The 15,012-nt window shown below is 72.7% G+C and carries 13 protein-coding genes; 3 read left to right on the top strand and 10 right to left on the bottom strand.

Features of this window, described 5'->3' with window-relative positions:
- Window positions 1-8: 8 nt before the first annotated feature.
- Window positions 9-1,391: a type IV secretory system conjugative DNA transfer family protein gene (locus tag ACIBMZ_RS04640; protein ID WP_396691076.1), complete on the top strand. Its 1,383-nt coding sequence runs from the start codon at window positions 9-11 to the stop codon at window positions 1,389-1,391.
- Window positions 1,392-1,425: 34 nt separating this feature from the next.
- Here the strand turns inward: ACIBMZ_RS04640 and pdxT are convergent, their stop codons facing one another.
- From pdxT to pgsA, 6 genes are all read right to left on the bottom strand, one after another.
- Complete coding sequence (gene pdxT, locus ACIBMZ_RS04645) at window positions 1,426-2,031, bottom strand: pyridoxal 5'-phosphate synthase glutaminase subunit PdxT (RefSeq protein ID WP_396691077.1); 606 nt, start codon at window positions 2,029-2,031, stop codon at window positions 1,426-1,428.
- A 91-nt stretch (window positions 2,032-2,122) separates the two neighbouring features.
- Window positions 2,123-3,031, bottom strand: coding sequence for a pyridoxal 5'-phosphate synthase lyase subunit PdxS (gene pdxS / locus ACIBMZ_RS04650; RefSeq protein ID WP_396691079.1), 909 nt, complete (start codon window positions 3,029-3,031; stop codon window positions 2,123-2,125).
- 149 nt (window positions 3,032-3,180) lie between these two features.
- Complete coding sequence (locus tag ACIBMZ_RS04655) at window positions 3,181-3,687, bottom strand: hypothetical protein (protein ID WP_396691081.1); 507 nt, start codon at window positions 3,685-3,687, stop codon at window positions 3,181-3,183.
- A 26-nt stretch (window positions 3,688-3,713) separates the two neighbouring features.
- A complete protein-coding gene (locus ACIBMZ_RS04660; protein ID WP_396691083.1) occupies window positions 3,714-4,874 on the bottom strand; it encodes a glycosyltransferase family 4 protein in 1,161 nt (386 codons plus the stop codon).
- Between the two features lie 13 nt (window positions 4,875-4,887).
- Complete coding sequence (locus ACIBMZ_RS04665) at window positions 4,888-5,766, bottom strand: phosphatidylinositol mannoside acyltransferase (RefSeq protein WP_396691085.1); 879 nt, start codon at window positions 5,764-5,766, stop codon at window positions 4,888-4,890.
- Window positions 5,763-6,374, bottom strand: a complete 612-nt coding sequence (gene pgsA / locus ACIBMZ_RS04670) for a phosphatidylinositol phosphate synthase (RefSeq protein ID WP_396691087.1) — start codon at window positions 6,372-6,374, stop codon at window positions 5,763-5,765. The genes ACIBMZ_RS04665 and pgsA overlap by 4 nt, the downstream gene beginning before the upstream one ends.
- A 246-nt stretch (window positions 6,375-6,620) precedes the next feature.
- Between pgsA and ACIBMZ_RS04675 the strand changes: the two genes are divergently transcribed.
- Window positions 6,621-8,744, top strand: a complete 2,124-nt coding sequence (locus ACIBMZ_RS04675; RefSeq protein ID WP_396691090.1) for an elongation factor G-like protein EF-G2 — start codon at window positions 6,621-6,623, stop codon at window positions 8,742-8,744.
- A gap of 18 nt (window positions 8,745-8,762) precedes the next feature.
- Here the strand turns inward: ACIBMZ_RS04675 and ACIBMZ_RS04680 are convergent, their stop codons facing one another.
- The 3 genes from ACIBMZ_RS04680 to thrS form a co-directional block, all read right to left on the bottom strand.
- The gene (locus ACIBMZ_RS04680; RefSeq protein ID WP_396691092.1) at window positions 8,763-9,821 is read right to left on the bottom strand and encodes an aldo/keto reductase; all 1,059 of its coding nucleotides are present in this window, start codon (window positions 9,819-9,821) and stop codon (window positions 8,763-8,765) included.
- 372 nt (window positions 9,822-10,193) lie between these two features.
- Complete coding sequence (locus ACIBMZ_RS04685) at window positions 10,194-10,706, bottom strand: HIT family protein (protein WP_396691863.1); 513 nt, start codon at window positions 10,704-10,706, stop codon at window positions 10,194-10,196.
- Window positions 10,707-10,880: 174 nt separating this feature from the next.
- Window positions 10,881-12,881, bottom strand: coding sequence for a threonine--tRNA ligase (gene thrS / locus ACIBMZ_RS04690; protein ID WP_396691094.1), 2,001 nt, complete (start codon window positions 12,879-12,881; stop codon window positions 10,881-10,883).
- Window positions 12,882-13,080: 199 nt separating this feature from the next.
- On the opposite strand from thrS, the gene ACIBMZ_RS04695 reads away from it, so the two are divergent.
- The gene (locus ACIBMZ_RS04695; RefSeq protein ID WP_396691096.1) at window positions 13,081-14,034 is read left to right on the top strand and encodes a DUF1775 domain-containing protein; all 954 of its coding nucleotides are present in this window, start codon (window positions 13,081-13,083) and stop codon (window positions 14,032-14,034) included.
- Window positions 14,035-14,059: 25 nt separating this feature from the next.
- Here the strand turns inward: ACIBMZ_RS04695 and ACIBMZ_RS04700 are convergent, their stop codons facing one another.
- The gene (locus tag ACIBMZ_RS04700; RefSeq protein ID WP_396691098.1) at window positions 14,060-14,980 is read right to left on the bottom strand and encodes an ADP-ribosylglycohydrolase family protein; all 921 of its coding nucleotides are present in this window, start codon (window positions 14,978-14,980) and stop codon (window positions 14,060-14,062) included.
- Between the last annotated feature and the right edge of the window lie 32 nt (window positions 14,981-15,012).

A 15,012-nucleotide genomic window follows, 5' to 3' on the forward strand; every position in this document is an offset into this window, starting at 1 on the left:
AGTCGCGGATGTCCAAGCTCATTCTCGGCCGGGCAGTCGTGCGTCACCTGGAACCCGAGCCGCTGTCCAAGAGCCAGTTCGCCCAGCGGCGACCCAGCGACACCGGGGTACGCGCCCGCCTCGGACTCGGCGAGGAACACATCGTCGACGACGCCGAGTTGGGTCCGGTGGTCGCCTCGGACGACGACAGCCACCTGATGACGATCGCGCCCACCGGAGCCGGCAAGGGCCGAGACGTGATCATCCCGAACCTGCTCACCTACGAGGGCTCGGTGGTGGTCATCGACCCGAAGGGCGAGAACTACGACGTCACGCACGAGCACCGTCGTACCGTGCTGGGCAACGAGATCGTGCTGCTGGACCCGTTCGGCGCCAGCCACGGCGGCAGCGACAAGCGGGGTTCGCTGAACCCGTTCGACGTCTTCGGCGCGCTGCGGCGCGACGACGACGCCGCCGAGGAGGCCGAGGACTTCGGCCGGGTGCTCTCCGACATCCTGATGGGCGGCATCCAGTCGCTGTCCGACCCGTTCTGGGACGAGATGGCGCAACTACTGATCGCCGCGCTCGCCACCGACCTGATGACCGGCCAGCCCGACCGGCCCGACACCCTGCAGGAGCTGCGTACCCAGCTCTTCGAGTCGGACCTGCGCTACCGGCTCGCGGTGGCGCTCGACACGCGGCCGAAGTCGATGCCGCCGGGTACGCGACAGGAGTTCGAGATGCTGCTCAGCATCGCGGACGCGGAGAAGACCTTCAGCGGGATCGTGGCCACCGCCGCCCAGCAACTGGCCGCCTTCAGCTCCCGGCGGACCGTGGACGCCACCGCCCGGACGAGCTTCGCCCTGAGCGACCTGACCAACCCCGAGCGGCGGATCTCCATCTACGTGGTCATCCCACCGCACAAGCTGCGTACCCATCAGCGCCTGCTGCGGGCCTGGGTGGGTTGCCTGCTGTACTACGTGATGAACAGCCGGTCGATCAACCAGTCCCGGCTGCTGTTCCTCATCGACGAGGCGGCTCAGCTCGGCCGGTTCTCGCTGCTCCAGGAGGCGATCACGCTGCTGCGCGGGTACGGGCTGCGCACCTGGACCTTCTGGCAGGACCTCGCGCAGTTGTCCAGCCTCTACGGCCTCGCCGCCGAGACCATGATCAATAACTCGGGCGTGCTCCAGGTGTTCAGCCCGGCGAACTTCGGTGCCGCGACCGCCCTGTCGATGCGGATCGGGTGCAGCGTCGGTGAGCTGCTGCAACTCGCCCCGGACGAGCAGGTGATCGCGTTCAAGAACGAGTGGCCGACGAAGATGGAACGCTTCAACCACCTCACCGACCCGGTGCTGCGCGGCTGGGCCCGCGCCAACCCCCGACACGGCACCGCGCCACCGCCCGCGTGAGTTCGATCCGCCCGCGTGGCGTTCCCGTGGCGCGTCAGCTCGCCGCGCGGACCAGGTCCACGAAGTAGGCGTGCAGTCGCGCGTCGCCGGTGAGCTCCGGGTGGAACGAGGTGGCCAGCAGGTTGCCCTGGCGGACCGCCACGATCCGCCCGGCGGCCGGGCCGGCGGTGACCGTGCCCAGCACCTCGACGTCGTCGCCGACCCGCTCGACCCAGGGGGCGCGGATGAAGACCGCGTGCAACGGGCCGCCCGGCACTCCGGCGATCTCCACCGACGCCTCGAACGAGTCGACCTGGCGGCCGAACGCGTTGCGCCGGACGGTCATCGCGATGCCGTCGAAGCCCCGCTGGTCGGGGCGGCCGTCGAGGACCTCGGTGGCCAGCATGATCATGCCGGCGCAGGAGCCGTAGACCGGCAGTCCGGCGGCGATGCGCTTGTCGATCGGCTCGCGCAACTCGAAGATGTCCACCAGCTTGCTGATCGTGGTGGACTCCCCACCGGGGATGACCAGTCCGTCGACCGCGTCCAGTTCGGCTGCCCGGCGTACCGGTCGGGCCTGCGCGCCCGCCCCGGCCAGCGCGCCGACGTGCTCGCGGACGTCGCCCTGTAGGGCGAGCACACCGATCACGGGTGCCGTCACAGGCGTTCCTTCCGTGGTGTTAGCAGGGGTCCCCTGCTATGCACGAGGCGTTAGCAGGGTGCCCTTCCTTGCATGTCACCTGCGCTGCACGTCACCAGCCGCGGTCGGCGAGACGGTGCGGGACCGGGATGTCGTCGACGTTGATGCCGACCATCGCCTCACCGAGCCCCCGGGAGACCTTGGCCAGCACGTCCGGGTCGTCGTGGAAGGTGGTCGCCTTGACGATCGCGGCGGCCCGCTGCGCCGGGTTGCCGGACTTGAAGATGCCGGAGCCGACGAAGACGCCCTCGGCGCCGAGCTGCATCATCATCGCGGCGTCGGCAGGCGTGGCGATACCGCCGGCGGTGAACAGCACCACCGGCAGTTTGCCGCTCTCGGCGACCTCTTTGACCAGCTCGTACGGCGCCTGCAACTCCTTCGCCGCGACGAACAGCTCGTCGGTCGGCAACGTGGAGAGCCGACGGATCTCCTGGCGGATCCTGCGCATGTGGGTGGTGGCGTTGGAGACGTCACCGGTGCCGGCCTCGCCCTTGGAGCGGATCATGGCCGCGCCCTCGGTGATCCGGCGCAGCGCCTCGCCCAGGTTGGTCGCGCCGCAGACGAACGGGACGGTGAACGCCCACTTGTCGATGTGGTTGGCGTAGTCGGCCGGGGTCAGCACCTCGGACTCGTCGACGTAGTCCACGCCGAGCGCCTGGAGGATCTGCGCCTCCACGAAGTGCCCGATCCGGGCCTTGGCCATCACCGGGATGCTGACCGCCTGGATGATGCCGTCGATCATGTCGGGGTCGCTCATCCGGGACACCCCGCCCTGGGCGCGGATGTCGGCGGGGACCCGCTCCAGCGCCATCACCGCGACGGCACCGGCATCCTCGGCGATCTTGGCCTGCTCGGGGGTGACCACGTCCATGATCACGCCACCCTTGAGCATCTCGGCCATGCCGCGCTTGACGCGGGCGGTGCCGACGACCGGGGTGGCACTGCTGGTGGGGGAAGTCATCTGGGACAGGCTCCTCAGGCGTGCTCGGGGCGGGGGCAGCGCAGATGCTACGCGCGGCGCGATGCCCCTCCGAGCGCCAATCGCAGGCGTGGTGGCCTGCTCTGTGGCCCCGGTCACCCCTGCGCCCGGGGACCGGCGCGGACGACGGATCAGCGGGTACGCGCGTCGACGGCGGGCACGGTGAGCGTCGGATCGTCGATGTCGAAGTAGCGCGGCCAGGTGTGCCCCCGCCCCATCCGGAGCAGCCGCACCAACGGTCGACCGCGCGCCGAACGGGCGTCCCGGACCAGATCGGTGTGCACCTGCCGGGCCAGCGCGAGCCGCCGACTGGCCGCGATCACCGCGTCGCAGTCCGGGTCGGCGGGGTCGAGTACGACCGCGCGCAACTGCCGGGTCAGGTCGTTCTCGGCCGCCTCCCGCTCGTCCGGGCCGGCGTCCAGCGCGATCCGCGCCGCCGCGTACAGCTCGACGCCGTACCGACGCTCCGCCAGCACCGCCGCCGCGGCGGCCCGACGCAGCAGATGGGCGTCCAGGGCGCGCGCGGCGAGCTGCGCGCGGGACTGGAGCCGCTCGACCCGGCCGGCGGTCCAGATCAGGTACGCCGCCACCAGGGCGACGACCACCGTCGCGCCCACCACCCACCACATGCCCGGCATCGTAGTGCTGCTCCCGTTCCTCCCGGTCAGTCCGGCCCCACCCACTCCTGGTCGATCACCCGCCCGTCGGTCGCCTCGATCGCCGCTGCGTATACCTCCAGAACGCGCCGGGCAACCACGGGCCAGTCGAAATTCGCCACCACCTGGTGCCCACAGGCGGTCAGCTCGGCCCGCTGGACGGGATCGTCGAGCAGCTCGGCCAGGCGGTCGCGCAGCGTCACCGCGTCACCGGTGGGGAACAGCCGCCCGGCCCGCCCGCCGTCGAGCACCCGGCGGAACGCGTCCAGATCGCTGGCGACGACCGTCGTGCCGGCGGCCAACGCCTCGGTGAGGATCATGCCGAAGGACTCGCCACCGGTGTTCGGTGCCACGTACAGGTGCACACTACGCAGCATCCGGGCCTTCTCCTCCTCGGAGACCAGCCCGAGGAAGGTCACCCGATCCCGAAGATCGGGCGGAAACTGGTCGAACAGGTCGTCCCGGTCCCCCGGGCCGGCGACCAGCAGGCGCAACCCGGCCCGCTGCCGGGCCAACTCCACGAACGCGTCGCGCAGGATCGGGAACCCCTTGCGGGGCTCGGTGAACCGGCCCAGGAAACCCAGCGTCCCGCCCTCGCCCGGCGCGTACTCGCCCGGCCAGCCCGGCAACGGCTCCACCCCGGCGAACTTGGCCACCGCCACCCCGTTGGGGATCTCCACCGCGCCGCCGTCCAGGTGCTCGACCTGCACCTTGCGGGCCAGCGCGCTGACCGCGATCCGCGCGGTGATGCGTTCCAGCACGATCTGCAGGACGCCCTGGGCGACCGAGAGCACCCGGGAGCGGGTCATCGCGGTGTGGAAGGTGGCCACCACCGGCCCCCGCGCCGAGAGCACGGCGAGCATCGACAGGCTCAACGTCAGCGGCTCGTGCACGTGCAGCACGTCGAAATCGCCCCGGGTGATCCAGCGACGCACCCGGGCGGTGGAGACCGGGCCGAACGCGATCCGGGCCACCGACCCGTTGTACGGCAGCGGCACCGACCGGCCGGCCGGCACCACGTACGGCGGCAACGGCGAGTCCTCGTCCGCCGGAGCCAGCACGCTCACCTCGTGGCCGAGCCCGATCAGCGCCTCGGCGAGATCCATGACGTGGTTCTGCACCCCGCCCGGCACGTCGAAGGAGTACGGGGAGACGATGCCGATCCGCATTGCGTCCGCCCCCTCAGTCCCGCCACATCCGCTGCAACATGTGCCAGTCTTGCGGATGCCGGGCGATGCCCGACGCGAGACCGTCGGCGATCCGCTGGGTCAGCGTACGGACCCGCTCGTCCAGCGAGCCCTCCGCGGGCCCCGGCAGCGGCAGCGGCCCCTCGATCGAGGCGCACGCCGCATCCGGTTCGTACCACATCGACGCCACGTACAGAGGGGCTCCGGTCCGCAACGCCAGCAACGCCGGCCCCGCCGGCATCCGGGTCCGACCGCCGAAGAAGTCCACCTCCACACCCCGGGCGGACAGGTCCCGGTCGGCTAGCAACGGCACCACCGCACCGGCCTGGAGCCGGTCGGTCAGCACGTCGATGGGGGGACGGTCACCGCCGGTGGTGGGCAGGATCTCCATGCCCAGTCCCTCCCGGAAGGCCACGAACCGCTCGTAGACCCCCTCCGGCTTGAGCCGCTCGGCGACGGTGGACAGCGGCCAGCCGTTGGCGACCACCCAGGCACCGGCCAGGTCCCAGTTACCGCCGTGCGGCAGCGCCACCACCGCGCCCCGCCCGGCCGCCACGTCGGCGGCGAGCTTCTCGGCGCCGTCCAGCCGGAAGCCGGCGAGCACCTGCTCCCGGCTCAGCGACGGCAGCCGGAACGCCTCCATCCAGTAGCGGGAGTACGACCGCAGGCCCGCCCGGACCAGCTCGTCCAACTCCGCGTCGGGCAGCTCCGGCCCGACCACCCGGCGCAGGTTGGCGCGCAGCCGGCTGGCACCCTTGCCCCGGCGGCGGTGGGCCCGGTCCGCCACCGCGTCGAACGCCGCCACCGCCACCGGGCGGGGCAGTACCCGGACCAGCCGCCAACCGGCGACGAACCCGAGTTCGGTGAGGTTCACCTGGTTTGGGCCTGCCGGTAGACGTACCGCATCCGCTGGCCGACGGTGAACAGCGACACCGCCGCCAGCAGCCAGAGCGCGATCGGCAGCGCCGCCGGGTGGACCAGCGCGGCGAGCACGCCGCCGACGCCGACGATCAGCAGCCGCTCGGTACGCTCCGCGATGCCGACGTTCCCGCTCATCCCGAGCCCCTCGGCGCGGGCCTTGACGTAGGAGACGAGACCGCCCGCGGCCAGACAGATCAACGCGGCGGCCATGCCACCGCGGTCCCCCTCGCCGGCCAGATAGAAGGCGACCGCGCCGAAGACCGCGCTGTCGGCGACCCGGTCCATGCTGGAGTCGAGGAACGCCCCGAACGTGGTGGACCCGCCGCTCATCCGGGCCATCGTCCCGTCGAGCAGGTCGGTGAGCGCGAAGACCGTCACGATCAGCGCACCGGCGACCAGATGGCCGCGCGCGCCGAAGCCGAGCGCGCCGACGAGCACCCCGACGGTGCCCGCGACGGTGACCGCGTTGGGGGACACGCCCGCGCGCAGCAGGCTACGGGCGATCGGCTCCACGACGCGGGTCATCCCCGCGCGGGCCGACACTTGGAAGATCTTCGCCATGGCGGTCCCACGATAACGGTCGGCCCACCGGCCGACGACACCGCCGGTCCCGGTGGCAGGGGTTGTGTCGGTCCGCCACCGGGTGTGAGATCGAGCAGTACAGTGACCCGGCTCACCCGACCACCCGTTGACTGCGCGGTTCGGAGCGGTCCCCCGGAGGATATCGCCGCAGCACCCGCCCGGGCCGCGTCCCCGTCGCGCACGGCGGTCGCCACCTACCACCACCGGTTGAGGGAGGTGCGCCCGATGGCGCAGAAGAGTCACGACAAGGGGGCCGCCGGCGGCGTGCCGGCGGTGACCGACCCCGCCAGGATCCGCAACGTGGTGCTCGTCGGGCATTCCGGCGCGGGCAAGACGACGCTGGTCGAGGCGTTGCTCGCGGCCAGCGGCACGATCGACCGGCCGGGCTCCGTCGCCGACGGGACCACCGTCTGCGACCACGACCCCGCCGCCGTACGCCAGCAGCGCTCGGTGGCGCTGTCCTGTGCGCCGCTGCACCACGACGGGATCAAGGTCAACCTGCTGGACACGCCCGGCTACGCCGACTTCGTCGGCGAGCTGCGGGCCGGGCTGCGGGCCGCCGACGCCGCCCTGTTCGTGGTCTCCGCCGTGGACGGCATGGACGCCGCCACCGCCGCACTCTGGGAGGAGTGCGCCGCCGTCGACATGCCCCGCGCGGTGGCCGTCGCCCGGCTGGACCATCCGCGCGCCGACTTCGACGAGGCGGTGGCGCTGTGCCAGCGCGTCTTCGGCGACAACGTGGTCCCGCTCTACCTGCCGATGCTCGGCGACGACGGCGAGTCCACCGCCGGCCTGCTCGGGCTGATCACCCGACGGGTCTTCGACTACACCGCCGGCCTGCCCGCACAGGTCCGCGAGCCCGACCCGGAGCACCTGCCGGCGATCGCGGAGTCCCGCGACGAGCTGATCGAGGGGATCATCGCGGAGAGCGAGGACGAGACCCTGATGGACCGGTACCTCGGCGGTGAGGAGATCGATCCCGCCCTGCTCGTCGAGGACCTGGAGAAGGCCGTCGCGCGGGGCCACTTCTATCCGGTGGTGCCGGTCTGCGCGGCCACCGGCGTCGGGCTGGACGTCCTTCTGGAGGTGCTCACCGCCGGATTCCCGTCCCCGCCGGAGCACGACCTGCCGCCGGTCGCCGGCGTCGACGGCTCGCCCCGCCCGCCGCTGACCTGCGACCCGGACGGACCGCTGGTCGCCGAGGTGGTCAAGACGACGGTGGACCGGCACGTCGGGCGGGTCTGCGTGGTACGCGTCTTCTCCGGCACCCTGCGTCCGGACCGTACCGTGCACGTCGCCGGACACGGCATGGCCGAACGCGGCCACCCGGACCACGACGCCGACGAACGCATCGCCCACCTCTACAGCCCGCTCGGTGCCACGCTGCGCGAGGTCGGGGTGGCGGTGGCCGGTGACATCTGCGCCATCACCAAGTCCGGCAGCGCGGAGACCGGCGACACCATCTCGGCCAAGGACGACCCGCTGCTGATCGCCCCGTGGGAGATGCCCGAGCCGCTGCTGCCGGTCGCCGTGGTGGCGAAATCCCGCTCCGACGAGGACGCGTTGGCGCGCAACCTGGCCCGGCTGGTGGCCGGTGACCTGACCATGCGGCTGGAACGCAACCCGGAGACCCACCAGTTGGTGCTCTGGTGCATGGGCGAGGCACACGCCGACGTGGTCCTGGACCGGTTGCGCGCCGGTGGCGTCGAGTTGGACACCGAACCGGTGCGGGTGCCGATGCGCGAGACGCTCACCGCGCCGTCCCGTGGGCACGGTCGGCACGTCAAGCAGTCCGGCGGGCACGGCCAGTACGCGGTCTGCGACATCGAGGTGGAACCGCTGCCGCGCGGCGGCGGCTTCGAGTTCGTCGACCGGGTGGTCGGCGGCGCCGTACCGCACCACTACGTCCCCTCGGTCGAGAAGGGCGTACGCACCCAGATGGAACGCGGGCTGGTCGCCGGTCACCCGGTGGTGGACCTGCGGGTGACCCTGGTCGACGGCAAGGCGCACAGCGTCGACTCCTCCGACGCCGCGTTCCAGACCGCCGGGGCGCTGGCCCTGCGCGACGCCGCCGAGCAGGGCGGACCAATCGTGCTGGAACCGGTCGACGAGGTGACGGTCCGGGTGCCCGACGGCAGCGTGGGCGCGGTGATGGGCGACCTCTCCGGCCGACGCGGCCGGGTCCTCGGCACCGAACCGGACCCGGACGTCGAGGGCCGGACCCTGATCCGCGCCGAGGTGCCCGCCACCGGGCTGCTCCGGTACGCGGTGGAGCTGCGCGCGATGACCGCCGGTGCCGGCACCTTCCGCCGCCGCTTCCTCCGCTACGACTCCCACCCCACCCCCTGACCTTCCCGGGGGTCCCGGTCAGGGGCGGGCGGTGGGGAGCATGGGGCTGGGCCAGTAGGGGCGGTCCACCTCGCGCAGGGCGGCCGAGCGCAGCGCGGCGAGTCGGCGTTCGACCTCGGCGAAGTGGTCCGGGCGAAGCGGACCGAGGGCCAGGGCGGCGGCGTTCTCCTCGACCTGGGCGACCGTACGGCACCCCGGGATCGGGATGGTGCGCTCGCTGCGGGCCCAGATCCAGCCCAGCGCGCCCTGCGCCAGGGTGCGCCCGTCGGCGGTCAGCGCCGCCCGCACGGCGTGCACCCGGCGCAGCCACTCCGGCGCGGGCCGCCCACCCCGGAACCACTCCAACCATCCCGAGGTCATGCCCCGGATGTCGTCGTGCGGCAGCGTCGAACAGTGGTGGTACTTGCCGGTGAGCAGCCCCATCCCCAGCGGCCCCCGGTTGACACTGGCCAGGTCGTACTTGTCGCAGACCGCGAGCAGGTCGGGGGCGTCCCGGAGCACCGACAGGCTGTGCTGCACGACCGCGCCGTGCCGGGCGTCCTGGCCGAGCGCGACGGCCCGGTCGACCCGGTCGGTGCTCCAGCCGTACGCGCGGACCAGCCCGTCGGCGACCAGATCCTCCAGCACGCCGAGCAACGCCTGGGCCGGGGCCACCGGCAGGTCGGCCAGGTGCAGTTGGTAGAGGTCGATCCGGTCGGTGCCGAGGCGACGCAACGAGTCCCGTACCGCCCGGTGCAGGTACGCCGGGGACGCGTCCCGGCCGGTGGCCTGCCGGGACCGCTCGTCGAACGTGTACCCCCACTTGGTGGCGATCACCGCCTCGTCGCGCCGCCCGGCCAGGGCCCGGCCGAGGAGCCGTTCGCCGTGTCCGGCACCGTACGAGTCGGCGGTGTCGAAGAGGGTCACGCCGAGGTCGAGGGCGCGGCGGACCGCCCGGACGGACTCCTCGTCGTCGACCGCCCCCCACCCCAGCGGGGTGTGCCCCTCGGACCAGGGGCCGGCGATCGCCCAGCAGCCCATGCCGAGGGCGCTGACCTCGATCCCGCTGCGCCCCAGCGTGCGCGTCGACTCCGCCACCGGCGCATCGTGCCATCTTCCGGACAGGGTTTGACAGACATCCAGCACGATCATCCGTACGGGGGACCGTCGCCCACGGATCACCCCGGATCACCCCGGATCCGTCCCCGTTCTCGCCCCCACCCGGGCGACCTGCGGATCGCTCCGGATCCGGTTGCCCTCCCGGCCGCTTCTGCTCTGCTCACCGATACGCATCGACTTCAGCGCGTAACCGTTGCGTGGGGTGAAGCAGAGCAAAGGCGGCGCAGCGGTGTGCGCGGTCCGGCGCGGCGCAGTCCACAGCGAGCACAGAGGACCCGGCGCGCAGAGCAGCCCGGGGTGCGGGGGCGGTGCGTGAGGTCCCCCGGGAGGGGCGAGGCGTCGCGGGTGAGGTCAGGTCGGCCAGGCGCGGACGAACAGGTCGCGGGTGTCGCCGAGCAGTTGCGGCAACACCTTGGTACGCCCGATCACCGGCATGAAGTTGGCGTCACCGCCCCACCGTGGCACCACGTGCTGGTGCAGGTGGGCGGCGATGCCGGCGCCCGCCACCCCGCCCTGGTTCATGCCCAGGTTGAAGCCGTGCGCGTTGCTGACCTTGCGGATCACCCGCATCGCGGCCTGGGTGAACGACGCCAACTCGACCGTCTCCGGTTCGTCCAGGTCGGTGTAGTCGGCCACGTGCCGGTAGGGACAGACCAGCAGATGCCCGGGGTTGTACGGGTACAGGTTGAGCACCACGAAGACGTGCTCGCCCCGCGCCACGACCAGGCTCTCCCCCGCCGGCCGGGCCGGGGCCAGGCAGAACGGGCAACCGGAGGGCTGCTCGTAGCCGCCCTCGGGCCGGTCCTCGCCGGAGATGTAGGTCATCCGGTGGGGCGTCCAGAGCCGGTCCAGCCCGTCGGCCATGTCCCTGTCGCTGTGCTCGTCCGCTCCCCCAGTCACACCGGCGATCCTACGGCCCCGCCGGGCGGGTGCCGAGCCTCGGCCCGGCACCCGGCGTGAGCGGAGGAGCGGTACCCGTCGTGATGTGAGGAAGGGTCCCCTGCTCTACCGCAGGCGTTGGTAAGGTGCCCTTCCTTACTACTGGGCGGAGGGGCCGACGTTGGTGCGGGTGCGGACGACGTCGAGGACGTGGGAGACCGCCTCGGCCAGCGGCACCCCGTTGCGCTGCGAGCCGTCCCGGTAGCGGAACGAGACGGTGCCGGCGGCCACGTCGTCGTCCCCGGCGATCACCATGAACGGGATCTTCTGCTGCTGGGCGGTGCGGATCTTCTTCTGCATCCGGTCGTCACCGGCGTCCACCTGGGCGCGGATGCCCTCGGCGCGCAGCGCGGCGACGAAGCCGTGCAGGTAGTCGGCGTGCTCCTCGCGGATCGGGATGCCGACCACCTGCACCGGGGCCAGCCAGGCCGGGAACGCCCCCGCGTAGTGCTCGGTGAGCACACCGAAGAACCGCTCGATCGAGCCGAACAGCGCCCGGTGGATCATGACCGGCCGCTGCCGGGTGCCGTCGGCGGCCTGGTACTCCAGCCCGAAGCGCTCCGGCAGGTTGAAGTCGACCTGGATGGTGGACATCTGCCAGGTACGGCCGATGGCGTCCTTGGCCTGCACGGAGATCTTCGGGCCGTAGAAGGCCGCGCCGCCCGGGTCGGGCACCAGGTTGAGGCCGGACTCCTCGGCCGCCGACCGCAGCGCCTCGGTGGCCCGCTCCCAGTTCTCGTCGGTGCCGACCGACTTCTCCGGGTTGCGGGTGGACAGCTCCAGATAGAAGTCGTCCAGGCCGTAGTCGCGCAGGAGTTCGAGCACGAAGGCGAGCAGGGACTTCAGCTCCCCCGCCATCTGCTCCTCGGAGCAGAAGATGTGCGCGTCGTCCTGGGTCATGCCACGCACCCGGGTCAGGCCGTGCACCACACCGGACTTCTCGTAGCGGTAGACCGTGCCGAACTCGAACATCCGCAGCGGCAGCTCCCGGTAGGAGCGACCCCGGGACCGGAAGATCAGGTCGTGCATCGGGCAGTTCATCGGCTTGAGGTAGTAGCTGGCGCCCTCCACCTCCATGGGCGGGAACATGCCGTCGGCGTACCAGTCGAGGTGCCCGGAGACCTCGTACAGGTGGCCCTTGGTGATGTGCGGGGTGTTGACGAACTCGTACCCGGCCTGCTCGTGCTTGAGCCGCGAGTAGTTCTCCATCTCGCGGCGGATGATGCCGCCCTTGGGGTGGAAGACCGCCAGGCCGGAGCCGAGCTCGTCGGGGAAGCTGAACAGGTCCAGGTCCGCGCCGAGCTTGCGGTGGTCGCGCCGGGCCGCCTCCTCCAGCAGCTTCAGGTACGCCTTGAGCGCGTCCCGGGTCGGCCAGGCGGTGCCGTACACCCGCTGGAGCTGCGGGTTCTTCTCGCTGCCCCGCCAGTACGCGGCGGCCGAGCGCATCAGCTTGAACGCGCCGATCAACCGGGTGTTGGGCAGGTGCGGGCCCCGGCACAGGTCGGACCAGCAGACCTTGTCGGAGTCGGCGGCGAGGTTGTCGTAGATGGTCAGCTCGCCGCCACCCACCTCCATCACCTCGGAGGAGTCCAGCCCCTCGCCCTTGACGTCGATGAGTTCCAGCTTGAACGGCTCGGCGGCCAGCTCCGTCTTGGCGTCGTCGAGGCTGTCGAAGCGCCGCCGCCGGAACCGCTGCCCGGACTTGACGATCTCCTGCATCCGCTTCTCGACCTTGGCGAGATCGTCCGGCTGGAACGGCTTGTCCACCGCGAAGTCGTAGTAGAAGCCGTTCTCGATCGGCGGGCCGATGCCGAGCCGGGCCTCGGGGAAGACGTCCTGCACCGCCTGGGCCAGCACGTGCGCGGTCGAGTGCCGCAGCACGTCGAGCCCGTCCGGGGAGTCGAGCGGGACCGGCTCGACGGCGGTCTCCTCGGTCGGCTGCCAGTCCAGGTCCCGCAGGGCGCCCTGCGGGTCGCGGACCACCACGATCGCCTTCGGGCCGGTGGTGGGCAATCCGGCTGCCGCCACCGCGTGGGCCGCCGTCGTCCCGGCGGCGACGACGACGGGGTCGGCCACGGCGGGGGTACGGGGTGCGGACACGGGTGAACTCCTCGCAGCAGATGTGACGGAAGGTGCCGGTGACGGCTCACCGCGATGGTATCGGTCGGTGTGGCGGCCACCGTCCCCGACACCGTAGGGGACGGATCCGGCCGACGTTGAACCTTTTCGGCCCGGGATCCGAACTACCAGGTGTGGCCGGAGCCGGTTCCGGCCGCATCGACACGGATGGGGACCCAGCATGGCGATGACGCGCGGCAGCAGCCGTCGACGCCGGGGCGCGCTGGTGGCCGCCCTGGCCACGGCCGGGGTGCTGCTCTGGCCCGCGACCACGGCGTGGGCCGACGGCGTGACGTTCACTCCGGCCGAGGCCCAGCAGGGCAACTCGGTCAAGCTCGAGTTCCTGGTGCCCGACGAGCGGCCCGGGGTCCGGACCGAGCGGATCGAGATCCGGATGCCGGCGGAGACCCCGGTGGCCGAGGTGTACCCGCTCTCGGTGGAGGGCTGGGCGCCCGCCATCACCACCCGCAGGCTCGACGCCCCGATCGCGGGCATGCACGGTCCGGCGACCGACGTGGTGACCGCCGCGCTGACCTGGACCAGGGGCACCGGCGAGGCGGGGGCGGGCCCGGCCCGGCTGGTGTTCTCGATGGCGCCGCTGCCGCAGGCCGAGCAGGTGCGGTTCGAGCTGACCCAGACCTACGCCGACGGCCTCCAGGTGCACTGGGGCGACCGTCCCGGCCAGCGCCCGCTACCCGCGCTGACCCTCACCCCGGGCGACCCGGCGTACCCGGGTGCCGCCCACGGTGGTCACGGCGCGGCACCCGGCGGTGCCGTGCCGGGTGCCCCCGCTCCGGCCACCGCCCCGCCCGACGAGGGCCCGAACGCCAACAGCCTGCTCGCCGCCGGCCTGGTCTCCGGCCTGGGCGGTGGCGCGGTGATCGGCTGGCTGATCAGCCGACGCCGCCGTTCCGGCACCGAGGAGATCGACCGGTCGGTGCTCGACGGGGAACCCGCCGCCGAGGACGGCCCGACGGCCACCGCCGGGTCGACGCCGACACCGGCCGGGTCGGTGGCCGGACGAGCCGAGTCGGTGGCCGACGCTACGCCTGCGGACCGGCCGACCCCCACGGCCGACGCCGACCCGGCGCCGCGCCGCGACGACCGGGTGGCGCAGGCCGGCGCGGCCCGCTGAACGGCACGGGTCAGAGCGGCACGGGTCAGTCGGTCCAGTCGGGCAGCGGTTCCCGGGCGGCCAGCCAGTCGGTGGGCACCCCGCCCGGGGTGCCCACTCCGGTGTGGGCGGCCACCACCGAGCCCGCGATGGCGGCGGTGGTGTCCACGTCGCCGCCCGCCTCGACGCAGGCCCGGACCGCCGCCGGGTAGTCGGTCAGGTGCACGGCGGCAACCCACAGCGTGAAGGCGACGGTGTCCTGTGCGGTGACCCGCGCGCCGTTGCCGACCGCCGCGACGACCTCGGGCAGTGACCGGTCGAGCAGTCCCGCCACCCGGCGTACGGTGCGGTGCACCTCGGTCGCCGGGTCCAGCGCGGCGGCCACCCCGGCGAGCAGGCGGGCCGGGTCCGGGCGCTCACCGTCCAGCCGGGCGCGGGTGGCAAGCGAGGCGGCCACCGCCACCGCGACGGCTCCGGCGATCCCCTCCGGGTGCGCGTGGGTCACCTCGGCGGAAGCCCGGGCCTGGGCGGCGGCCCGGCTGGTCGAGTCGGCGAAGTACGCGCCCAGCGGGCCGACCCGCATGGCCGCGCCGTTGCCGCAGGATCCCTGCCCGTCGAAGGCGGAGGCGGCGGCGACCGGCCACGGGGTGCCGGTCCGGATCAGGCGCAGGATGCGGACGGCACCCGGACCGTAGCCCCGGTACGGTTCGCAGCGCTCGGCGAAGGCCAGGGCGAGTGCGTCCCGGTCGACGCGACCGGTCTCGGCCAGCGCCGCCACGACCGAGCAGGCCATCTCGGTGTCGTCGGTCCACTGCCAGGGCGGTGGTGGGAGCCGACCGGCTGCCAGGTCGGCCGGGATGTTGCCGGGGACGAAGAACTGCGAGCCGAGCGCGTCACCGACCGAGAGGCCGGCGAGCGAGTCTCCGGCCAGGGCCAGGCGGGTGTCGGGATAGAGGGTGAACGTCATCGTCGTACCAGCTTGGCGCGTTCTCGGGTGGG

It is taken from the genome of Micromonospora sp. NPDC049900, from assembly GCF_044461025.1.
Classification (GTDB): domain Bacteria; phylum Actinomycetota; class Actinomycetes; order Mycobacteriales; family Micromonosporaceae; genus Micromonospora.